Source organism: Curtobacterium sp. VKM Ac-1395, from assembly GCF_015350975.1.
In the GTDB taxonomy this organism is placed as follows: domain Bacteria; phylum Actinomycetota; class Actinomycetes; order Actinomycetales; family Microbacteriaceae; genus Curtobacterium.
On the sequence record NZ_JADKRX010000005.1, the window covers coordinates 291404 to 312203 of the forward strand.

A 20800-nucleotide genomic window follows, 5' to 3' on the forward strand; every position below is an offset into this window, starting at 1 on the left:
CCACGGGTCCTCCTGGGGGTTCCTCGGTGACGCCCGCGACCGCTGGTCGGCACGGGGCACGCTACGCTCGACCCTATGCGAGTCCACGTCGCCGACCACCCGCTCATCACGCACAAGCTCTCGGTGCTCCGCGACCGGACCACGCCATCGCCCACCTTCCGGGCGCTGACCGAGGAGCTCGTCACGCTCCTGGCGTACGAAGCCACCCGGAACGTCCGCGTCACGGCCACGCCGATCTCGACCCCGGTCGCCCAGACCATGGGCGTCGCCATCGCGAAGCCGCGGCCTCTCGTCGTGCCGATCCTCCGTGCAGGCCTCGGCATGCTCGAGGGCATGGTCAAGCTCGTCCCGACCGCCGAGGTCGGCTTCCTCGGCATGGCGCGCAACGAGGAGACCCTCGAGCCGCAGACCTACGCCGAGCGCCTCCCCGACGACCTGTCGAACCGCCAGTGCTTCGTGCTCGACCCGATGCTGGCCACGGGCGGCACCCTCGCAGCGGCGATCGACTTCCTGTTCGCACGCGGAGCCGAGGACGTCACGTGCGTGTGCATCCTCGGCGCACCCGAGGGACTCAAGGCCGTCGAGGAAGCCGTCGGCGACCGCGACGTCACGATCGTGCTCGGCGCGCTCGACGAGCGGCTCGACGAGAACGGGTACATCGTCCCCGGTCTCGGCGACGCCGGCGACCGCCTCTACGGCCTGGCCGAGTAGCCGGTCCGACACGACCGCACCGTCCGGTCGGACGGTTGACAGCGGCTTGGTATACCGCTGATACTCGTGTCCATGACTGCACTCGTGTCCACCCGCGTCCTCTCCGAGGCGTGCTCCTCCGCAGGGGCAGTGGGGACGACCGGCATGATGATGCCGACGACGGCAGTCATGCGTTGTCGAATGTGTGCCTGACCGGTACCCGTTCCAGCCGGATCCCCCGCGACACCACCCCCGTCGCGAGCGCGTGATCCTCGGGTGACGACCACCGACGACGCGACACGTCCCGTCTCGAGGTCGTCTCCCCGCATCCCCGGGCAGCCCCGGTCCGCAGCAGGACCGTTGGTCGCCGCTGCCTCCCGCCGTCAGGCGGACGCCACCCGGGACGACGCATTCGACACCGGACGCACTGCGGGAGCAGTCGCGGCCACACCGCACGGAGAACCACCATGTCGCTCACCATCCCCCAGCCCCAGACCGCCCTCCGCGCCGCAGCACCGGCCCCGACCGACCTCGGCACGGTGACGCCGATCCGGCCCCGTCGCGCGGCGGTCCAGCCGGAGCGCACGACCATCCCGACCAGCCCCGTGGTCGCTCCGCAGCGGAACCGCGCCCTGCCCGAGGGAACCGAGGCGCGTGGCTTCGCGCTCTACGTCGGGATCGACGAGGAGAAGGCCGCCGCGGCCGGCACCACGCTCGCTGCGGTCGTCGAGCAGCTCAAGGCGCTCACCGCGCAGCTGGTCCCCACTGCGGAGACCTACGCTGCCGTGGCCGTCGCCGCCGAGCACTCCGGTGGACGTGACGTCGACGTCGTCCGACTCGCCCTGCAGGACCGGTCGGCCGTCGCCGCACGGAAGCAGGCCGAGAAGCCCGAGCCCGAGGAGACCGGCGTCGTCATCGACATCTCCCGCAAGCGCGTCACCCTCGACGGCGACGCGGCTCCCCTGACGTTCAAGGAGTTCGAGCTGCTGCAGTTCCTCGTGCTCCGCGAGGGCCGCACGGTGGACCGCTCGGCGATCATCGAGGGCCTGTGGTCCGACGGTGAGGACGAGACCCCGAACGAGCGGACCATCGACGTGCACGTCCGTCGTCTCCGCTCCAAGCTCGGCGCGTTCGAGGAGATCGTGCGCACGGTCCGCGGCGTCGGGTACCGTTTCGACCGCCACGCCGACGTCGCCGTCCGCTACGCCTCCACCCCGTCGCCCGACCTCTTCTGAGCACGGGGCGGTCCGGCGCGGCCGCCTGCCCTCGCTCGCGCGGCTCCGAGGGAACTCGCAGGCAACGAAGCAGGATTGCCGCTGGCGCCCGTTACCCCTTCGTTATACAGTCAGTTCTGCAGTCGTTGTTTGCTGTGGCAGCGGCTGTGGAATGTGATTGCAGGACACTCTTGGTGCAAGGGAGAGGGCCGGTCGTCCCCAGGACGACCGGCCCTCGTGCGTTCCCCCGCCCGCGCCGTCGACGGACGGGCGGCGGCGTGGCCGACCAGTGTCCGATGCCGTCGGTAGTGTGGTGAGCCACCCGACCGAGAGGACCGCGACCGTGGACGACGAGGCGCTCGTGGACGAGCCGACACTCCTGGACGCCAGGACGCTCGGGCACGACAAGACCGTCGTCCCGGACCCCACCCGCAGTGAGAAGGCCGTCGCCGTCGCCGCGTGGGAAGCCCTCTTCCGGGCGCAGGTGTCCGTGATGCGGAACCTCAACAGCGAGTTCCCCGGGGACGAGATCTCCTTCAACGAGTACGACGTCTGCTTCAACCTCTCCACGCAGCCGGGCCGCCGCTGCCGGATGCGCGACCTCACCGGCCACCTCCTGCTGACGCAGCCGAGCGTCAGCCGCCTGGTCGACCGGCTCGCCACCCGCGGCGTCGTCGAGAAGCAGCCGGACCCGACCGACGCCCGCGGGGTCATCGTCGCGCTGACGCCGCACGGGTTCGACGTCTACCGGGCCGTCGCCGTCCAGCACGCCACCAGCATCGCCGAGCAGCTCAGCGCCGGCCTCGACGACGCCGAGCTCCGGACGCTCACCGACCTCTGCACGAAGCTCCGCGTGGCCACCGGGGAACTCCCGGCCGCGCGACGCGGTGCCACGACCGACACCGTCTCCGCATGACGGGCGCGCTGGTCTGGCTGCGGGACGACCTGCGGCTCGCCGACAACCCGGCCCTCCGTGCGGGGATGGAGCACGGCGGCGACCTGACCGTCGTCTACGTGCTCGACGACGAGAGCGCCGGCATCCGGCCGCTCGGCGCCGCGGCACGCTGGTGGCTGCACCACTCGCTGGCCTCGCTCGACGCCGACCTGCGTCAGCACGGGTCGCGGCTCGTCCTGCGTCGGGGCGCCGCTGCGGACGTCATCGACCAGCTCGTCGCGGACACCGGCGCGGACGGGGTCTTCTGGAACCGTCGCTACGGGCCGGTCGAGCGCGACGTCGACGCCGGCATCAAGGCGTCCCTGACCGACCGCGGCATCGAGGCCCACAGCTTCGCGGCCGCGCTGCTCTGGGAACCGTGGACGGTCCGCACCGGGCAGGGCGAGCCGTACAAGGTGTTCACGCCGTTCTGGCGTGCGGCACAGGCGATGCCGGAGCCCCGGCACCCGCTCCCGAAGCCGCGCGAGCTGCCGTCCCCGTCAGACGCCGCGGGCGACGACCTCGCCGACTGGGCCCTGCTGCCGACCGCCCCGGACTGGGCCGGCGGACTCCGCGACGCCTGGACCCCGGGTGAGCAGGGCGCGGCGAAGCTCCTCGAGGACTTCGTCGACAACGCGCTCGAGGACTACGACCAGCGCGACGAACCCGCGATGGCGGCCACGAGCGACCTCTCGCCGCACCTGCGCTGGGGCGAGATCAGCCCGTACCAGGTGTGGCACCGCCTGCACGGGCGACTCGAACCGCACCAGCGGCAGCAGGCACCGGCGTTCCTCCGACAGCTCGCCTGGCGCGAGTTCAACTGGAACGAGTACTTCCACTGCGAACAGCTCGCCACCGTCAACGTCCGTCGGGAGTTCGACGCGTTCCCGTGGCGCGAGGCCTCCGAGGACGAACTGCAGCGCTGGTACCAGGGCCGCACGGGCTTCGACCTGGTCGACGCCGGCATGCGGGAGCTCTGGAGCTCCGGCGCCATGCACAACCGGGTCCGCCTGGCCACGGCGAGCTTCCTCGTGAAGAACCTGCTCGTGGACTGGCGCATCGGCGAACAGTGGTTCTGGGACACCCTCGTCGACGCCGACCCGGCGAACAACGCCGGGAACTGGCAGTGGGTCGCCGGGTCCGGGTTCGACGCGGCGCCGTACTTCCGGGTGTTCAACCCGGACCGGCAGCTCGAGCGGTTCGACAAGCACCGCGAGTACGTCCGGCGCTGGGTGCCGTCCGACGAGGACCGCCCGAAGCCGATGGTCGACCTCAAGGCGACCCGGCAACGCGCCCTCGACGCCTACGACCAGATGCGGCGATCGTGACGTCGTCGTCCGCGGCGGCAGCGGGCGCACCCGCCGACGGCTCCGCTCCGCTCGACCCCGCCGTGCTCCGGCAGGTCGACGACCTGTTCCGCGAGCGGGTCGAACGCGGCACCACCCCGAGCTCGGTGTGGGGTGTGTTCGACGCCGACGGCCTCGTCGCCTCGGGCGGGCACGGCGACCGTGGCGACGGCAGGGCTCCCGATGCACACACGGTGTACCGCATCGCGTCCTGCACGAAGAGCGTCACCGCGGCCACGCTGCTCTCCCTCGTCGCCGACGGCCGGGTGTCGCTCGACGCCCCGGTCAACGAGTTCGTCCCGGCGTTCGCCGAGGTCACCCTGCCGACGCCGGACTCCCCCGTGCCGACGCTGCGGATGCTCCTGACGATGTCGGCCGGGTTCCCGACCGACGACCCGTGGGGCGACCGCCAGGAGGCCATCTCCGACGCCGACCTCGACGACGTCCTGCGCGCCGGGCTCCTCTTCGACTCCGTGCCCGGAACGGGCTTCGCGTACTCGAACCTGGGCTACGCACTGCTCGGACGGGCGGTGTCCGTCGTCGCCGGCCGTCCGTTCACCGACGTCGCCACCGACGTCGTGCTCCGGCCGCTCGGTCTCGACGACACCGTCTTCACCGAGCAGGACGCCCGCGGGTACGTCGTGACCGGTGTCCGCCCGTACCGCGGCACCTTCGAGCCGCTGCCGCTGACCGGCCCGGGAGCCTTCTCCCCGATCGGCGGCCTGTACTCCACCGTGGCGGACCTGTCGCGGTGGGCACGGCACCTGTCGTCGGCCTTCGCGCCGATGCGTCGGCCGGGCACTGATGCTGAGGACGGCCCGGTCTCCGCGGCCGACCGCCGGCACATGCAGCAGGCCATGCGGCACATCCCGGGCGCAGCCGTCCCGGGTGCGCGACGACCGGTCGGGTACGGCTTCGGGCTGTTCGTCGAGCAGGACGACCACCACGGCGCGATCGTGTCGCACTCGGGCGGCTACCCGGGCTTCTCGGCCCACATGCGGTGGTCCGTCCGGAACGGCCTCGGTGTCGTCGCCTTCGAGAACGCCACCCAGGCGAAGGTCTCGGTCGCGGCCGAGACCGCCCACGACCTGCTGCTGGCCGCCACGAGCCCGACGACGCCCCCGACGCCCGAGGTCCTCCCGGAGACCCGCGCCGCGCAGGCTGCCGTGTCCCGGCTCCTCGCGGACTGGGACGACGACCTGGCGGACACCATCTGCACGCCGAACGTCGCGATGGACGTGCCGTACGACCGCCGTCGGCAGACCCTGGAGGCCGCGGTCGCCCAGGTGGGTGCCGACCGCTCGGCTCCCCCGGTGCAGGAGCTGTCGAACACGCCGACACACCTCCGCTGGTGGCTGCCCGGCACCGCGGGTCGGCTGCGCGTGGAGATCCGCCTGGCGCCGCTCGCTGCCGGGCGCGTCCAGACGCTCACCGTCACCGCCGAACCCGTCGAACGCACGGCCTGACGAGCACGTCGCACGATGAGCTGGCAGCAGGACGCGCTGGCCGCCCGGCGAGGACACCGCCCGCCGAGCTGACCGCCTGACGACCTGACGACGACCGGCGGCTCAGACGGGCGGCCGCCCACCCACGAACCCGAGCGCGCGAGCCGCGACCCGGGTCCCCTCGCGCGTGGCCGCCCCGACCCGGACGGCGTCGGTCGCCCAGGCGCGGAGGAAGCCAGCAGCGAAGGCGTCCCCCGCCCCGATCGTGTCGACCACCGTGGCCGGCGTCGCGGGCACCGGCTGCGGTGTCCGCCCGGGCCGCGCGACGAGCACGCCCTCGTGGCCGAGCGTGACGAGGACGAGCGGCACGTGGCGCGCGAGTTCGGCGGCGGCGCCGACCACGTCGGACGCCCCGGTGAGCGCGAGGGCCTCGTCCTGCCCGGGCATCAGCACGTCGACGCCCGTGATCGCGGCGAGGAAGGCCGCACCCCCGATCGACCGCACCACGGCGACCGACGACGGGTCGAGCGAGACACGGGCACCCCCGACCCGGGCCCGGGCGACGAGCGCGGCGATGCGCTCCGTGCCGCCCGACCCGAGCATCGCGGCTCCGGTCAGGTGGACGACGTCGGCGCGCTGGACCAGGTCGAGCGGGACGTCGTCGGCGCCGAGGAGCGCGCTGGCGCCCCCGTCCGACATGGACGTCCGGCCGACGGTGCTCCGCACGGACACGTCGAGGACGTCGCCGACGACCAGGAAGCGTTTCCCGGCACCGCGGCGTCGGCCCCCGACCGACCGTCCGTGACCGGGTGCTGCGGCGCTGAGGGGCGGCACGGGGCGTTCGGGAGACGGGGTCATCATCTCCACGATACGTGAATCCGAGAATTACTCCACTTCTGTTCGTACAGACTCGGGCCGGGATGCCCAGCCGGGACACAGTCCCAGCGGCATCTGGCCGGACAACTGGTACATCACCGCTACCATGTGTGATGGTCGTACACCGGCGACCCGCCATCCATTGCTCCCGCGGAGACGCCCATGCCTCGCAAGCCCGACCCGACCCTGAAGCCGGCGATCATCAGCAAGGTCGCGCAGCACCTGCAGGACACCAAGCTCGAGGACGTTTCGGTCCGCAGCCTCGGCCGCGTCCTCGGCACCAGCGCCTACCCGATCGTCTACCACTTCGGATCCCGCGACGCCCTGGTGGACGCCGTCGTCGAGCACCTGGCCGAGGCCACCGCGGGTCTCACGCTCGACCCCGCCACCGACCAGGACGGCCTCGCCACCTACCTGGTGGCCGTCTTCGGCGGCCTCGACGACCCGGAACGCGCCCTCGCCGCCCGGATGACCTTCGAGCTCGGCTCCGTGGAGTCCCTCTGCGATCGAGACCGCGAACGGTCCGTGCACCGCGCCGAGATCGACGCCGTCGCCGCCTGGTGCCGAGCACACGACCGCTGTGATGCCGAGGCGGCACGCACGGCACAGGGCGCGGTCCTGGCGGCCCGCGGCATCCAGTGGGGAGCGGTCGTCGACCCGGAGCGGACCGATGCGGACGCGGCGCTCCGCGCCCTCGCCGCCGGCCTGGTGGCCCGCACGGCGTTCGTGACGACCTGACCCTCGGACCGCACGGCAGACGGACGGGAGGCCCGGTGCCAGCAGGCCCCGGGCCTCCCGTCCGTCGTCAGGTCACCACCGTGACCCGCCGTCGGTGTGTCAGAGCGTGACGAAGCTCTGCGACTTCGCGTTCGCGAAGCGCGCGGCGACGTTCTCCCAGTCGACGATGTTCCACACGGCCTTGACGTAGTCCGCCTTGACGTTGAGGTAGTCGAGGTAGAAGGCGTGCTCCCACATGTCGAGCATGAAGATCGGGACGAGACCGAACGGGATGTTGCCCTGCTGGTCGAAGAGCTGGAACGTCGTCAGCTTCTGGCCGACGGTGTCCCAGGCCAGGACGGACCAACCGGAGCCCTGGATGCCGTTCGCGACGGCGGCGAACTGCGCCTTGAACGTGTCGAAGGAGCCGAAGAACTCGTCGATCGCCGCGGCGAGCTCGCCCTCGGGGACCTTGGTGTCCGGGCCGAGGTTGGTCCAGAAGATCGAGTGGTTGACGTGCCCACCGAGGTGGAAGGCGAGGTCCTTCTCGAGCTTGTTGATCGCACCGAAGTTGCCGGACTCGCGGGCCTCGCCGAGCTGCTGCAGGGCGGTGTTCGCACCGGTGACGTAGGCCTGGTGGTGCTTGTCGTGGTGCAGCTGCATGATCTTGCCGCTGATGTGCGGCTCGAGTGCGGCGTAGTCGTACGGCAGCTCCGGCAGGGTGTACTCAGCCATGTGAGTTCCTTTCGATCAGTGGTTGGCGGATGGTGCTCCGCAGCTCACGAGAGCCGGGAACGATCGGTGAGGGAGTGGAATTCCCGGTTGTGGTAGACCAGCGGCTCGCCGCGCTCGGAGCCGAGCACGATGTCGAGCACCTCGGCGACGACGACGGTCGAGCTGCCGATGGGCGTGGTCGAGAGCGGGCGGCACCGGAGCGCCGACGCCGCAGAGGGGAGGTAGCGGTCGCCGGAGGGCAGCGTCCCCCAGATCGGGTCGTCGGCCGCGGGGCTGCCGGTCGACGCGAACCGCCGGGCGAGGGCGACGCCGTGCGAGTCCATGAGGTGCACGACGAACAGCGGGGCGCCGAGGATCGTGCCGGCTGACCCCGAGTTCGTGGAGAGGGAGAACACCAGGACGGGCGGGTCGATCGCGACGCTCGCGACGCTGGAGGCGGTCAGGCCGGTCGGGCCGTCCGGTCCCTCGGCGGTGATCACGGCGACGCCGGCGGGGTGGCCACGGAACGCGGACTTGTAGGCGTCGGCGATGGTGGTCGGGACGGCGTCCGCGGGGATGGCTTCGGGCATGGGAGTCGTCGTTCGTTCCTCGTTCGGGTGCGGTGTGGCCGTGGTCCTCGTGGCCAGGTCCCAACGTATGACCTGAACCCTGGTTGAGGTCAACGATTCCCAGGTTCGGGGCATCCCGGGCGCGCCGACCGGACCGCGCGGTGACGGCCCACCGCCCGGGCCCGGCAGGGGGTCAGCCACGACGGAGCATCACGACCGCGCCCGCGGCGGCGACGACCATGAGCACCGCGGCGACGCCGGCCGTGATCGTCACGCCGGAGTCGAACGCCGCCCGGGCCGACTCGAGGAGCACCTGCCCCGCGGTGCCGCCGAGCTCGTTCGCCGCCGACACCGCGCCGCCGAGGGTCTCCTGCGCCGCGGTGTGCGACGTCGACGACAGCCCGCCCGGCACCACGACGTGCGCGCGGTAGGCCGTGGCCAGGATCGTGCCGAGGATCGCGGTCCCCAGTACGGCACCGATCTCGTACGCGGTCTCGGACACCGCCGACGCCGCGCCGGCCTTGTCCGCCGGGGCCGTGGAGATGATGAGGTCGTTCGTGATCGTCTCGGACGCGCCGATCCCGATGCCGAGCAGCACGAAGGCGAACGCCAGTGCGGCGATCGACGCATGGTGCCCGAGCACCGCGACCAGGCCGTACGCGGCGGCGGAGAACAGCAGGGCGACGCTGACGACCCACCGCGGCGCGACACGGGCCACGATCGGCACGGCGACGATGCCCGCGACGATGGTCAGCACGGACCCGGGGATCAGGACGATGCCGGACGCGAAGGGGTCGAGCCCGGCCACGAGCTGCAGGTGCTGGGCGATGAAGAACAGGAACCCGGTCAGCGAGAACATCGCCGCCATGTTCATCAGCACGCTGCCCGTGAACGCCGTGCTGCGGAACAGCCGGAGGTCGAGCATCGGGGTGCGCGTGCGGAGCTGCCGACGGACGAAGGTGATGCCGCAGATGACACCGACGGCGACCATGGCGATGGCGAGGCCGCGCTCCTCGGGGTGCACGATCGACTTGATCGCCCACGCGACCGGCGCCAGCGTGCCGAGCGAGAGCAGCATGCTCACGACGTCGACCGGACCGGGGTTGCGGTCGCGGGACTCCGGCACGCAGAACGGCACGGCCGCCAGCATCACGACGAGGATCGGCACCGCGACCAGGAACACGCTGCCCCAGTGGAAGTGCGCCAGGAGCGCGCCGCCGACGAGCGGGCCGAGGGCGTTCCCCGCGGCGAACATCGTCGACCAGACGGCGAGGGCCATGCGACGCTCCCCCGCGTCCGGGAACACGTTGCGGATGATCGAGAGCGTCGCCGGCATGAGCATCGCGCCGAACACGCCCATCGCCACGCGGGCGGCGACGAGCATCCAGGCGTCGGTGGCGAAGGCGGCCGCGACCGACATCGCGGCGAACCCGGTCGCACCGACCACCAGGATCCGGCGGCGTCCGATCCGGTCACCGATGCTGCCCATCACCACGAGCAGCCCGGCCAGCACGAGCGGGTAGGCGTCGACGATCCAGAGCTGCGTGGTGGCGTCCGGGTTCAGCGCGCGGGCGATGGACGGCAGCGCGAAGCTGAGGATCGTGTTGTCCACCGAGATGAGCAGGACGGGCAGCATCAGGACCGCGAGCGCCAGGAACCGTCGCGCACGGCTCGCGGTGACACGCGTGGCGACGGGACTGGTGAGGAGTGCGGACATGGTGGTGCTCCGAGGACTTCGAGGGATGTTCCACGGGCGCGGAAGTCGTCACGCGGCCCGGCAGGACTCCGTCTACTGTACCGTCCGGACGGTTGTGGTTGCAAATGCAACCAACGTCGGGAAGGAGGCTCGGTGCCGGACTTGCGCCGAGCCTCCCGTCCGGCGGTGGTCGTGCCCACTGCCCCGGCCGAGCGGTCAGGCCGACTCGCGCACCAGCAGGCGGTGGCGCACGGTGCGCTGCACCGTCGGTCCCTGGCGCGGGAGGTCCCCCGCGAGCATGCCGAGCGCGAGGTCGAGCGCCTGCTGCGCGACCGTCTCGAGGTCGACGGCGAGCGTGGTGAGGGTCGGCGCGACGAGACCGCCGAGCGGCAGGCCGTCCACGCCGACCACGCGGACGTCACCTGGCACGTCGACGCCCGCACGGCGGCAGGCCGACAGCACGCCGAGGGCGGTCACGTCGTTGAAGGCGAGCACGGCGTCGAGCCGTCGGCGGTCGGCGAGCAGTCGTTCGGTGGCCGCGGCGCCTGCCGCAGCGGTCGGTTCCCCGCCGTGGACGAGTTCTGGCAGGTAGCCGCGTCGGCGCAGCGCGTCGGCCATCAGTCCACCGCGGTGGCTGGGCGCTCCGTCGGTCGACGCGTCGAGGACCACGGGGTGCTTGACGCCCGTGGCGACGAGGTGGTCGGCGAGTGCGTCGATGGCCTCGGTCGGGTCGATGCGCACGGCCGCCCGGGTGACCGTGCCGGCGGGGTCGAGCTCGACGACCGGCACCGAGCCGAGCTGTTCGATCCACTCGGGAGCGCGCAGCCCGAGGTACCCGATGACGACGTCGGTCTGGACGCCGAGGGCCTGCACCATGCGGGACGGGTCGCTCGCGAGCCCGACGTCGGCGAGCATCACGTTCCACCCGCGGTCCGCGGCCAACCCGAGCACCGCGGCGGCGAGCTCCGGTGAGTACGGATTGCGGAGGTCGTCGACGACCAGGCCGAGCTGGTGGTCGCCGCCGGTGACCAGGCCACGGCCGAAGCGGGACGGGCGGTAGTCGAGGGCCTCGGCCGCCAGGAGGACCCGCTCCTTGGTCGCCGCGCTGATGCCGGTCATGCCGTTCATCGCCCGGGTGACCGTCTGCCGGGACACCCCGGCGGCCGCGGCGACGTCGATGATCGTCGCGCGGCCGGCGGGGGTCGGCGGCTGCTTGCCCGCGGTCGGCTCGCCCGGCGGCGGCTCGCCCGGTGTCGTCGCGCCCGGCGTCATCGCGCCCGGCGTCGTCTCGCTCAGGCGCGGAGGTCCAGCCACGCGACCTGCTCCGGGGTGAGCTCGACGGAGAGGCCGGTCATCGAGGAGCGGGCCTCGGCGATGGTGCGCGGTCCGAAGAGCGGGAACGTCGGGAACGGCTGGTTGAGGACGTACGCCAGGGCGATCGCCGTGGCGGGGACGCCGAACTGCTCGCCGAGTTCGCTCGCACGTCGGAGCCGCTCGAAGTTGTCGTCGCTGTAGTAGCAGCGGACGAGCTCGGCGTCGCTGGTGTCCTCCGGCGTCGCACGACCGGTGAAGAAGCCGCGCGCCTGGGACGACCAGGGCAGCAGCGGGACCTGGCGCTCCTCGAGCCAGGCCTTCGACGCGGCGTCGGTGACGTGGCGGCACCCCTCCCACGGCACGTCGTACGCCTCGGCGAGCCCGAAGTGGTTGCTGAGGACGTCGAACCCGTGCTTGCCGTTCGCCTTCGCGTAGGCGTTCGCCTCGTCGAAGCGCGCCAGGCTCCAGTTCGACCCGCCGTACACGCGGATGCGGCCGGCGCGGCGGTGCTCGTCGAGCACGTCGACGAACTCCCCCACCGGCACGTCCTCGTTGTCGCGGTGCATCATGTAGATGTCCGCGTGGTCGGTGCCCTGGCGCTCGAGGCTCTCGAGCAGCTGACGGCTGAGGGACTCCGGGTCGCAGTACGGGGTGTGGGCACCCTTCGTGATCACGACGACGTCGTCCCGGATGCCGCGGTTCTGGATCCACTTGCCGAGGCGGCCCTCGAGCACGCCGCCGCCGTAGATGTACCCGGTGTCGAAGACGTTGCCGCCCCGCTCCACGAACAGGTCGAAGACCGCGCTGGCGTGGGCCAGGTCGGGCTGGTTGTCGACGCCCATCACCAGGCGCGACATCCGCTTGCCGACGCCGGGCACCTCGCCGTACAGCATCGTGGTGTCGGACGCGACGGTGAGCGGTCGGCCACTGACGGTGGGGATGTCGGCGGTCTCGGCCTCGAACGGGTAGCGCAGGTCGATCGCGGCGCGCCAGCGGTCGAGCGTGCGGGCGGCGGCGAGTGACTCGTCGAGGGTCATCTGCGCGGCCTCGCCCTGGCCGGCGGCGAGTGCGGCGGTGGTGGCGTCGGCTTCACGGGCGTAGGGGTGCTCGCCGGCGAAGGACAGCGTGCGGGGGTCGTCGTCGACGGTGCTGACGACGATCGTGGGGTCGTCGCCGAGGGTCCACGGGTCCGCCAGCGTGATGCGTCCGCGGGTGCCGTACACGGTGACGGCGTTGTCGTCCTGCACGCGGACACCGGTGCGGACGTTCGCGGTGATCGTGCGACCGGCGCGGCCGCGGTAGGTCAGGTCGGCGGTGGTCCACTCGTCGACGCCGGTCGGGCCGAGGGTGCCGGTGGCGGTCAGGTCCGTCGGCTCCGCGACGGCCGTGCCCGTGGCGGCCTGCACGATCGCCGCGGTCATCGTCACGGGGTAGCCGCCGACGTCGAGGATGCCGCCCCCGGCGGTGTCGACGTCGAACAGCCGCCCGGTGCGCTCGCCCACCCGGAACGCGAAGGAGGCGTCGACGTGGGTGACGTCGCCGATCGCGCCCTGGCGGACGAGGTCGAGCAGTGCCGCGGTCTGCGGGTGGAAGCGGTACATGTAGGCCTCGACCAGGGGCAGGCCGGCGACCCGGGCGGCGTCGACCAGGGCCATCGCGGTGCCGTGGTTCGGCGCGAGGGGCTTCTCGCACAGCACGGCCTTGCCCGCCTGCAGCGCTGCCAACACCAGGTGCGCGTGACCGGTGTGCACGGTCGAGACGTAGACGGCGTCGACGCGTGGGTCGGCGAGCACCTCGTCGTAGGTCGTCGCCGTGACGTCGGCGAACCCGTGGCCGGCGGCGTCCTCGGCGAAGGAGCGTGCGCGTTCGACGGACGAGCTGCCCGCGGCGACGAGCGTGGCGCCTGCCGTGCTCGCCGGCAGCTGGGAGAGGAACCGGCGGGCGATGCTGCCCGGGCCGAGGACGGCCCAGCCGGGGGTGTCGCCGGACGGGGTCGAGGTGGTGCCGGTGGTGGTCGCGGTCTGCGCTGACATGCGGATCCTGTTCGTCTCGTGAACCTTCACGGTCACGACGACCCTAGGGCAGTTCCCTCCGCTCGATCAAGGGTCGTGAGCGTTCACGAGGCGGCCGTGGGACCAGCGCGAGCCCGTGGTTCCCTAGACTTCCCCCATGGCCAGTGCCCGCGACCGCGTCCTCGACAGCTTCGTCGCCATCGTGTGCGAGGAGGGCGAGCGTCCCGCCACGCTCGACGCCGTCGCCGCTCGTGCCGGGGTGTCGAAGGGCGGACTGCTCTACCACTTCGGCTCGAAGGCCGCCCTCGTCGAGGGCCTCTGCGACCGCCTCGTCGACCTGTCCACGGCCGACGTCGAACGGATGCGCGACGCCGAGGACGGGCCCGCCCGCTACTTCGTCCGCAACTGCCAGTTCGTCGGCAGCGAGCTCGACCTGGCGCTCCTCGCCGCCAGCCGCCTGCAGCAGGCCGGGTACGCCGAGGCCGGCCGCACGCTCGACGAGACCGAGAACGCCTGGCTCGCCACCCTGGTCGAGGCCCTCGGCGACGCACCCACCGCGCAGGCGATCAAGCTGATGGGCGACGGGCTGTACCACGCGGCGTCACTGGGTGCCGCGAGCGACGTCCGGCCCGACCGCGCGACGGTCGACATGGAGTCGTTGCTCGGCGTCGTCGACCGACTCGTGTCCACCAAGCCCGCTGCGTGAACCAGCGCGGGCGCCCCTGGGGATAGACTTGGGGTGATCCACCCGTCTGACCTCCGGAGGTACCCTGTGGGCCGCGTCATCGCCGCTTTCTTCTCGATCCTGCTGCTGCTGGTGTCGATGTACCTGTTCGGGTTCGCGTTCCAGGTGGACTCGGGTCAGGCCTTCGTCTTCATGGCGGGCGTCCTCCTGATGTCGCTCTCCTTCTTCCTGCCGATCCACGTCTTCGGCAAGAAGTAGCCACAACGTCGAGAACGGCCCCGCACCTCACCGGTGCGGGGCCGTTCTGCGTCGCGGGCCGATCCGCGCCGTGACCGGGCTCAGGCGGGGACGCGCAGGCTCCGCAGGGCGACGGCCGTCGCGATGGCGGCGTGTGCGGCCTCGGCGCCCTTGTCCTCCTTCGACCCGGGCAGGCCGGCCCGGTCGATCCCCTGCTGCTCGTCGTCCAGGGTGAGCACCCCGAAGCCGACGGGCTTGCCGGTGTCGATCGCCACGCGCGTGAGGCCGCTCGTGGCCGCGTCGGAGACGTACTCGAAGTGCGGGGTGCCGCCGCGGATGATCACGCCGAGCGCGACCGCGGCGTCGAAGCCGGACTCGAGGGCGACCTTGGCCACGACGGGCAGCTCGAAGCTGCCCGGGACGGGGATGACGGTGGCCTCGGCGCCGAGCCGCTCGACCTCGCGCTGGGCCCCGGCGAGGAGCCCGGCCGCGATGGTGTCGTGCCACTGTCCGGCGACGATCGCCACCCGGATGCCGCTGCCGTCGACCTGGTCGCGGTCCGCCGCGCCTGCTCCGCTCATCGTGTGGTTCCTTCCGTGGGCGCGACGATCGTCGTCGCCCGGTCAGCTGCGTCGAGCCACTCGGCCAGCGCAGCGATGGTGATGACGGGCACGCCCTCGCGCGCCCCCAGTTCGACCAGCCGCGGCAGCCGCATCATGCTGCCGTCCTCGTCGACGATCTCGCAGATCGCCGCCGCCGGTCGCAGCCCGGCTGCGGTGACGAGGTCGATCGCTGCTTCGGTGTGCCCGGAGCGCTCGCGGACGCCGCCGGGTCGGGCTCGCAGGGGCACGACGTGTCCGGGGCGGTGCAGGTCGTCGCGCACCGAGGTGGGGTCGGCGAGGACCCGCAGCGTCCGGGCGCGGTCGTGGGCGCTGATGCCGGTCGTGACCCCGACGGCGGCGTCGACGGTCACCGTGTAGGCGGTGCCGCGGACGTCCTCGTTGTGCTCGACCATCGGCGGCAGGTCGAGGGCGTCGGCGATCTCGGTGCTCACCGGGGCACAGATGAACCCCGACGAGTGCGCCACGGTCCAGGCGATCCACTCGGGTGTCGCGAGCTCGGCGGAGAGGATGACGTCACCCTCGTTCTCACGGGACTCGTCGTCGGCGACGATCACCGGGCGGCCGGCCGCGATCGCGGCGACGGCGTCGTCCACGGTGGACAGACCGGGCACACGTGCGGGCGAGACCACCGACGAGGAGCCGGCCACGTGCCCTGGTGTCGCCACGTCGGGGTGCTGCGATGCGTCGACGACCATCACCGGGCCTCCAGGCTGGAGAAGTCGGGGGCGAGCTCCGACGGGTCGGCGGGGGTCTGCTCGCGCGCCGCCGCGTCGAGCCGCAGCATGCGGCGGACGTGCCGCGCGAGGACGTCGGTCTCGACGTTGACGCGGTCGCCGGGGACGCGGTCGCCGAGGGTGGTGGCGCTGAGGGTCTCGGGGATGAGGCTCACCTCGAACCAGGCTGCGGCGGGGTCGGTGGACTCCGGCGAGACGGCGCTGACGGTGAGCGAGACGCCGTCGAGCGCGACCGAGCCCTTGTCGACGACGAGCGGGCTGAGCTCCGGCGTCAGGGCGAAGCGGACGCGGCGCCAGCCGTCCCCGTCGGCGGTCTCGAGCACGGTGGCGGTGCCGTCGACGTGGCCCTGGACGATGTGTCCACCGAGTCGGTCGCCGACGGACGCCGCACGCTCGAGGTTGACCGGGTCACCGACGCGGAGCGAGCCGTGTGCGCTCATGTCGAGCGTCTGCTTCATGACGAAGGTGGTGAAGGTGTCGGACGTCTGGTCGACGACGGTCAGGCAGACGCCGCTCGTCGCGATCGAGTCGCCGTGCCGGGCGTCCGAGACCACGAGCGGGCCGCGGATGGTGAGCGCGACGGAGTCGCCGTGGGCGTCGACGGCGGTGACGGTGCCGAGTTCCTCGATGATGCCGGTGAACACTGGTGTCCTCTCAACGGGACTCCGGGTGTGCACGACGATCGTCGGCAGAGCGGAGGTCGCGTCCACGCCGCGTGGTGGGCATGGCCGTGTCCTCCGCCAGCGCGCCTACCATCCGGACTCTCACCGTCGGTCCCGGAATCCCACCGGGTCAGCATCGGTCGGGAGTTCACCCGTCGTCAGCTCGTGGACTGTCACCACCGGTTCGGACTTGCACCGACCCCGGAGCGCTTGCGTACCCCGAACGATACCCCAGCCCCCTGACGCGCGCGGCGTGCGGGTCACACGCGGTCATCCACGCCCCCGCGCCAGCGCCACCGCCTGGCGGAGCGACAGGTCCGGCAGGTACGCGCGGACCACGGCGATGCCGATCGACGGCAGCGCCACGGGGTCCGGGTACGCCAGGACGAGCGGGTGCAGCTCCGGCCCGAACTTGAGCTTGAACTTCAGCAGCGACCGGAACCCGTAGACCGGCTCGAGCACCCCGCCGACGAGTTCGAGGAGGTTCTGCACGCCCTCCCCGGGCGACGACGACGCCGCCGACGGGGCCGACGCCGCCGACGGGTCCGACGGGTCCGACCCCCGCGCCGACGCGGTCGACGGCGCCTGGGCCAACGGGGCGGCGGACAGGCTCAGGCGCGCGACACCGTCCTCACGCATCCGGTCCGCGGCGCTCGCGACGAGGAACTCCATCACGCCGTTCGGTGCCGCGCTCGTCCGACGCATCACGTCCAGCGTCCACCCGACGACGCGGCCCTGGTCGTACGAGGGCAGCCAGCTCGTCACGGCGAGCACGGTGCCCTCGGCGTCCTGCGCGACGAGCGTCCGGACGGCCGGGTCCCGCATCTCGTCGACGCCGCCGAGCGTGAAGCCCATCTCCGGCAGCTCACGCTCCGAGACCCACTCCTCGGAGATCGCCTCGATCTGGCGGACGGTGGCGGTGGGCAGGTCCTGCCAGCTCGACCACGTCGCCGTGATGCCCTCGCGCGCCGCCTTGTTCACGGAGGTGCGGACGTCCTGCTTCTTCTTGCCGCTCGTCGTCCAGTCCCGCGGGTCGAAGTCCGCGTCCTCGGCGACCGGGAGCGTGCCCCAGCCGAGCGCGCGGAGGGGCGCGGCGACGGTCTCGTCGACGCCGTAGAGCACCGGGGTCCAGCCGTTGTCGTCGCAGAACCGGGCGAAGGCCGTGAGGGCGTCGTCGCGTGCGTCCTGGTGTCCGAACGGCCCGCCGAGCGTCACCGCGACGCCACCGTTCCGCCGGTACGCGATGCCGGCTCGACCGTCGGCCGTGAACCAGTAGGCGTTGCCCTGCCACGTCGTCATCCAGCCGAAGGTGTCTCCCCCGCCGGCCACGAGCAGTGCCCGGGCCTGCTCCCGCGCGGCCCGGCTGCCGTCGAGGTCGGTGTCGGTCGGTGCGGCACCCGTCGGGCGGACGGCGGCGACGGCCACCACGAGCCACAGGATCGGACCGGCGAGACCGAGGGTCAGCCGGAGTCCGGGGTCGAGCCGCGGCAGGTGCTCCCAGAACGTCGTCGGGGCGAGCGGGCCGAGCGCGGAGACGACGATGCGCCAGGGCTCGTCGATGCGGACCGGGGAGGCGTCGGCGACGACGAGCATCACGACGACGAGCACGACGGCGGCGCCGAGCACGGCGATCCCGAACCCGGCGAGACGACGGCGGGTGGGCAGCACGGTGAACGACCGACGCAGCAGCACCAGGACGACGGCCGTGGCGAGCGGGACCGCGATCGACGCGATGATCGACAGCGTCACGATGAGCCGGTCCTCGGTCCCGTGCAGCCGTTCGACCCGGCCGGGCACCAGGCCGTACGTGACCGCGGCGGCGATCGCCGTCACCAGGTCCACGACCACGACCAGCCACACCGCGAACCGACTGCCTCGGAACAGCCCGAGCCCGCCCACGACCAGGACGAGGAGCGGCGGGACCGCGAGGAGCAGCGTCCACGGGTCCGTTGCCCGGTACGCCAGCAGTCCGCGGAGGCACTGCCCGGCGACCCCGTCGGCCCGGCATCCGGCGACCGGGGTGACCGGGCCCGCACCGACGACGGCGGCGATCGGCGCGAGGATCCCGACCCGGGCGCGGGACACGAGCGCGATGACCGGGCCGACTGCCGACACCAGCACCGCGGTGCCGAGGAGCACCCGGGTCTCCCGGTGCGAGCTGCGGGTCCAGCCGACACGCTTCGGGGCGTTGCGGAGGGTCTCGCCGAGCACCCAGCCGGCCGCGGCGGCGAGCACCGCGTAGAGGTCGGACGCGTGTCCGGCGTAGAGGAACAGGGCGGCCACCACGGCCAGGGTGCCCACACGGATGCGGCGACGCCAGAGCGGACCGGCGAAGGCGCTCGCCGTGGCGATCGTGCCGACGATGGCCGTCCACGGGTCGAAGGCCGTCGCCCGTCCGGCGATGAGCGCCCCGGCGTTCCGTCCGTCGAGGTCGACGAAGGCGCTGAGCGCTCCGATCCCCGTCCCGACCACGGTCGTCACGACGAAGGCGACCGCCGTGCGCCACGAGCCCATCAGGCGCTCCGCTGCGCCGACCAGCACGACGACGCCCGCGAGGGTGAGCAGGAGCGCGACGACGCCGGTCGAGACGACGAACACGCGGAGCGGACCGAACGACGCCGGACCGAACGCGTCGCCGAGCGCAGCAGCGTGGCCGTGGTGCCCGGCTGCGACGCCGTGGGTCAGGCGCATCACGACCCCGATGACCGACGTCGCGAGGACCAGCACGACGATCGCGGCCGTCACCGGCGACCGCCGGACCGCGCGGAGCGGAGAGCGGCCGACGTCGCGGAGGGACGGACGACGTCGGGACGCGGTGGCGGTCGCGTTCGCGGTGCTCACAGCGCACCGGCCTGTGCCGGGAGACCGAGGTGCGCGACGACCTGCGGCAGCCCGTGCGTCAGCACGTACCGCACCGTGTTCCAGTCGTGGGCGGAGCCCGGCGAGACGATCAGGGACGTCTGCATCCCAGCGCGCCCCGCTGCGGCGCGGAGCGCGGTGGTCGAGGCCCGGTAGGGGGCGTCGTCCTGCCCGAAGCCGAACACCGTGAGGTGCTGTCGGTACGGTGCGTGCCGGCGCATCGTCGCGATGGGGGCCGCGGCCTCGTACGCCGAGCGGGAGCCGTCGAACCCGACCTTGACCGTGTGCGCCTCCGAGCCGTTCTTCACCGTGAGCTCGCTCGAGATCGCGAGCGCCGACCCGAACACGTCGGGGTGCTCGGTGGAGAACTGCATCGCGCAGGTCGCCCCCTGCGAGAAACCGGCGATGCCCCAGCCGCTCGGGGCCGCGGCCACGTCGAGGTGCTGCCGGATCCAGTCGACGGTGTCGGTCATGACGTAGGTCGCGCTCCGTCCGAGCCGTCGGGAGTCCACGCACATCGGGTTCCGGTTCGGCGCCCCGAGCTGGTCCGGGCTGACGACGATCGGGGCGAGACCGTGGTGCGCCCGCGCGTAGGTGTCGAGGTCCTCGCCGAGCTCACCCGCCTGGAACATGTCGGACGGCTGGCCGGGCTGCCCGGACAGCGCGACCAGGACCGGCAGCGTCGGTGGGTGGGCGGTGAGGGCCGCCGGTGGCAGCCACACGACCGCGCGGCGCGCGTGGAAGTGGGACACCGTGCCCGGGATCTGCACCGAGATCGTGCGGCCGTGGTCCGGCATCGACGCCGGTGCCGCCCAGGTGGCCGCGTCCACCACCATCGCGTCCGCCGGGGCCGCGTGCTGGTGCCCGAGCGACCCCGCCGGGTAGGGGTCGGTGGTGATCGCCTGTTCGATGGTCCGGTAGGCACCGAAGTCGACGTTGATGCCGAGTCCGGTGGCCAGCGCCACGCCGGCGAGCGCGGCGATCGCCACGGACCGACGCCCCCAGCCGCCCTGCACGAGGACGGTGATGCACAGCGCCACGGTCGCGCCGAGGAAGGCGACCCACATCCGCGTGACCGGCGTGAATGCCACGCCGAAGTCGTCCTGCACGTCACCGAACCACCAGACGGCCAGGAGGCCCACCCCGGCCCCGACGAGCAGCGCACCTCCGCGCACGGCGAGTCGACCCCGACCGCTGACGATGGTCCGGCCCACGCCCCGCCGGGAGCGTCGGCCGAGGGGGCCGACGACGGCCCAGAGGGCCAGCAGCCCGGCGACGACGTCGACGGGGACCAGGACCCCCGGGGTCACGATCGGGATTCGGAGCAGTTCGGTGAACACGGGTCCATCGTCCAGCCCTGCGGCTCCCGAGCGGCTGCTGCACCGCTTCCACTGTTCACAGCATCGACATCAGCGGCCCACAGTCGCCGATCAGATCGCTCCCAGGCGCGCCACCGAGGGACACCGGCGTACC

At 72.7% G+C, this 20800-nt stretch carries 19 protein-coding genes and 1 riboswitch; of the genes, 8 read left to right on the forward strand and 11 right to left on the reverse strand.

Annotation, left to right across the window (positions count from 1 at the left end):
- Positions 1-75: 75 nt before the first annotated feature.
- The 5 genes from upp to ITJ68_RS14915 all read left to right on the forward strand — a co-directional run bounded on the left by upp (position 76) and on the right by ITJ68_RS14915 (position 5650).
- Positions 76-711 carry a uracil phosphoribosyltransferase gene (gene upp, locus ITJ68_RS14895; protein ID WP_194662279.1) on the forward strand — a complete coding sequence of 212 codons (636 nt, stop codon included), beginning with the start codon at positions 76-78 and terminating at the stop codon, positions 709-711.
- Positions 712-1157: 446 nt separating this feature from the next.
- On the forward strand, positions 1158-1925 hold the full coding sequence (locus tag ITJ68_RS14900) for a winged helix-turn-helix domain-containing protein (RefSeq protein ID WP_194662281.1): 768 nt from the start codon (positions 1158-1160) through the stop codon (positions 1923-1925).
- A gap of 322 nt (positions 1926-2247) precedes the next feature.
- The gene (locus ITJ68_RS14905) at positions 2248-2820 is read left to right on the forward strand and encodes a MarR family winged helix-turn-helix transcriptional regulator (RefSeq protein ID WP_323743335.1); all 573 of its coding nucleotides are present in this window, start codon (positions 2248-2250) and stop codon (positions 2818-2820) included.
- Positions 2817-4166: a cryptochrome/photolyase family protein gene (locus ITJ68_RS14910; protein ID WP_194662283.1), complete on the forward strand. Its 1350-nt coding sequence runs from the start codon at positions 2817-2819 to the stop codon at positions 4164-4166. Before ITJ68_RS14905 ends, ITJ68_RS14910 begins: the two co-directional genes overlap by 4 nt.
- A complete protein-coding gene (locus ITJ68_RS14915) occupies positions 4163-5650 on the forward strand; it encodes a serine hydrolase domain-containing protein (RefSeq protein ID WP_194662285.1) in 1488 nt (495 codons plus the stop codon). Before ITJ68_RS14910 ends, ITJ68_RS14915 begins: the two co-directional genes overlap by 4 nt.
- A gap of 102 nt (positions 5651-5752) precedes the next feature.
- Here ITJ68_RS14915 and ITJ68_RS14920 read toward each other — a convergent pair whose 3' ends face one another.
- The gene (locus tag ITJ68_RS14920) at positions 5753-6487 is read right to left on the reverse strand and encodes a carbohydrate kinase family protein (RefSeq protein WP_194662287.1); all 735 of its coding nucleotides are present in this window, start codon (positions 6485-6487) and stop codon (positions 5753-5755) included.
- A gap of 180 nt (positions 6488-6667) precedes the next feature.
- Here ITJ68_RS14920 and ITJ68_RS14925 point away from each other — a divergent pair, with 180 nt between their 5' ends.
- Complete coding sequence (locus ITJ68_RS14925; protein ID WP_194662289.1) at positions 6668-7243, forward strand: TetR/AcrR family transcriptional regulator; 576 nt, start codon at positions 6668-6670, stop codon at positions 7241-7243.
- Positions 7244-7342: 99 nt separating this feature from the next.
- Here the strand turns inward: ITJ68_RS14925 and ITJ68_RS14930 are convergent, their stop codons facing one another.
- The 5 genes from ITJ68_RS14930 to ITJ68_RS14950 form a co-directional block, all read right to left on the reverse strand.
- Positions 7343-7957, reverse strand: coding sequence for a superoxide dismutase (locus ITJ68_RS14930; RefSeq protein ID WP_194662291.1), 615 nt, complete (start codon positions 7955-7957; stop codon positions 7343-7345).
- A gap of 44 nt (positions 7958-8001) precedes the next feature.
- Positions 8002-8526 (reverse strand): flavin reductase family protein, encoded by a 525-nt coding sequence (locus ITJ68_RS14935; RefSeq protein ID WP_194662292.1) that lies wholly within the window; start codon positions 8524-8526, stop codon positions 8002-8004.
- A gap of 172 nt (positions 8527-8698) precedes the next feature.
- A complete protein-coding gene (locus tag ITJ68_RS14940; protein WP_194662294.1) occupies positions 8699-10222 on the reverse strand; it encodes an MFS transporter in 1524 nt (507 codons plus the stop codon).
- Positions 10223-10417: 195 nt separating this feature from the next.
- Positions 10418-11515: a LacI family DNA-binding transcriptional regulator gene (locus tag ITJ68_RS14945; protein ID WP_323743336.1), complete on the reverse strand. Its 1098-nt coding sequence runs from the start codon at positions 11513-11515 to the stop codon at positions 10418-10420.
- Positions 11494-13548: an aldo/keto reductase gene (locus ITJ68_RS14950; RefSeq protein ID WP_194662297.1), complete on the reverse strand. Its 2055-nt coding sequence runs from the start codon at positions 13546-13548 to the stop codon at positions 11494-11496. Before ITJ68_RS14950 ends, ITJ68_RS14945 begins: the two co-directional genes overlap by 22 nt.
- A gap of 136 nt (positions 13549-13684) precedes the next feature.
- Here ITJ68_RS14950 and ITJ68_RS14955 point away from each other — a divergent pair, with 136 nt between their 5' ends.
- Both ITJ68_RS14955 and ITJ68_RS14960 read left to right on the forward strand, forming a co-directional pair.
- Positions 13685-14233: a TetR/AcrR family transcriptional regulator gene (locus tag ITJ68_RS14955; protein WP_194662298.1), complete on the forward strand. Its 549-nt coding sequence runs from the start codon at positions 13685-13687 to the stop codon at positions 14231-14233.
- Positions 14234-14299: 66 nt separating this feature from the next.
- Entirely contained in the window at positions 14300-14470 is a 171-nt protein-coding gene (locus ITJ68_RS14960) for a hypothetical protein (protein ID WP_194662300.1), read from the forward strand.
- Between the two features lie 80 nt (positions 14471-14550).
- Here ITJ68_RS14960 and ribH read toward each other — a convergent pair whose 3' ends face one another.
- From ribH to ITJ68_RS14985, 5 genes are all read right to left on the reverse strand, one after another.
- Positions 14551-15030, reverse strand: coding sequence for a 6,7-dimethyl-8-ribityllumazine synthase (gene ribH / locus ITJ68_RS14965; protein ID WP_071269986.1), 480 nt, complete (start codon positions 15028-15030; stop codon positions 14551-14553).
- Positions 15027-15767, reverse strand: a complete 741-nt coding sequence (ribB, locus tag ITJ68_RS14970; RefSeq protein WP_416354654.1) for a 3,4-dihydroxy-2-butanone-4-phosphate synthase — start codon at positions 15765-15767, stop codon at positions 15027-15029. Before ribB ends, ribH begins: the two co-directional genes overlap by 4 nt.
- Positions 15767-16450 (reverse strand): riboflavin synthase, encoded by a 684-nt coding sequence (locus tag ITJ68_RS14975; RefSeq protein WP_194662302.1) that lies wholly within the window; start codon positions 16448-16450, stop codon positions 15767-15769. The genes ribB and ITJ68_RS14975 overlap by 1 nt, the downstream gene beginning before the upstream one ends.
- A 96-nt stretch (positions 16451-16546) precedes the next feature.
- Positions 16547-16681: riboswitch (FMN riboswitch) on the reverse strand.
- Between the two features lie 57 nt (positions 16682-16738).
- Positions 16739-19309, reverse strand: a complete 2571-nt coding sequence (locus tag ITJ68_RS19630; protein WP_194662304.1) for a bifunctional lysylphosphatidylglycerol flippase/synthetase MprF — start codon at positions 19307-19309, stop codon at positions 16739-16741.
- Positions 19306-20667, reverse strand: a complete 1362-nt coding sequence (locus ITJ68_RS14985; protein WP_323743337.1) for an alpha/beta hydrolase — start codon at positions 20665-20667, stop codon at positions 19306-19308. The genes ITJ68_RS19630 and ITJ68_RS14985 overlap by 4 nt, the downstream gene beginning before the upstream one ends.
- Positions 20668-20800: the final 133 nt, after the last annotated feature.

Coding starts and splice junctions, on each gene's coding strand:
- upp (WP_194662279.1), top strand. CDS start 76: ATGCGAGTCCACGTCGCCGACCACCCGCTCATCACGCACAAGCTCTCG.
- ITJ68_RS14900 (WP_194662281.1), top strand. CDS start 1,158: ATGTCGCTCACCATCCCCCAGCCCCAGACCGCCCTCCGCGCCGCAGCA.
- ITJ68_RS14910 (WP_194662283.1), top strand. CDS start 2,817: ATGACGGGCGCGCTGGTCTGGCTGCGGGACGACCTGCGGCTCGCCGAC.
- ITJ68_RS14920 (WP_194662287.1), bottom strand. CDS start 6,487: ATGACCCCGTCTCCCGAACGCCCCGTGCCGCCCCTCAGCGCCGCAGCA.
- ITJ68_RS14925 (WP_194662289.1), top strand. CDS start 6,668: ATGCCTCGCAAGCCCGACCCGACCCTGAAGCCGGCGATCATCAGCAAG.
- ITJ68_RS14930 (WP_194662291.1), bottom strand. CDS start 7,957: ATGGCTGAGTACACCCTGCCGGAGCTGCCGTACGACTACGCCGCACTC.
- ITJ68_RS14935 (WP_194662292.1), bottom strand. CDS start 8,526: ATGCCCGAAGCCATCCCCGCGGACGCCGTCCCGACCACCATCGCCGAC.
- ITJ68_RS14940 (WP_194662294.1), bottom strand. CDS start 10,222: ATGTCCGCACTCCTCACCAGTCCCGTCGCCACGCGTGTCACCGCGAGC.
- ITJ68_RS14950 (WP_194662297.1), bottom strand. CDS start 13,548: ATGTCAGCGCAGACCGCGACCACCACCGGCACCACCTCGACCCCGTCC.
- ITJ68_RS14955 (WP_194662298.1), top strand. CDS start 13,685: ATGGCCAGTGCCCGCGACCGCGTCCTCGACAGCTTCGTCGCCATCGTG.
- ribH (WP_071269986.1), bottom strand. CDS start 15,030: ATGAGCGGAGCAGGCGCGGCGGACCGCGACCAGGTCGACGGCAGCGGC.
- ribB (WP_416354654.1), bottom strand. CDS start 15,767: ATGGTCGTCGACGCATCGCAGCACCCCGACGTGGCGACACCAGGGCAC.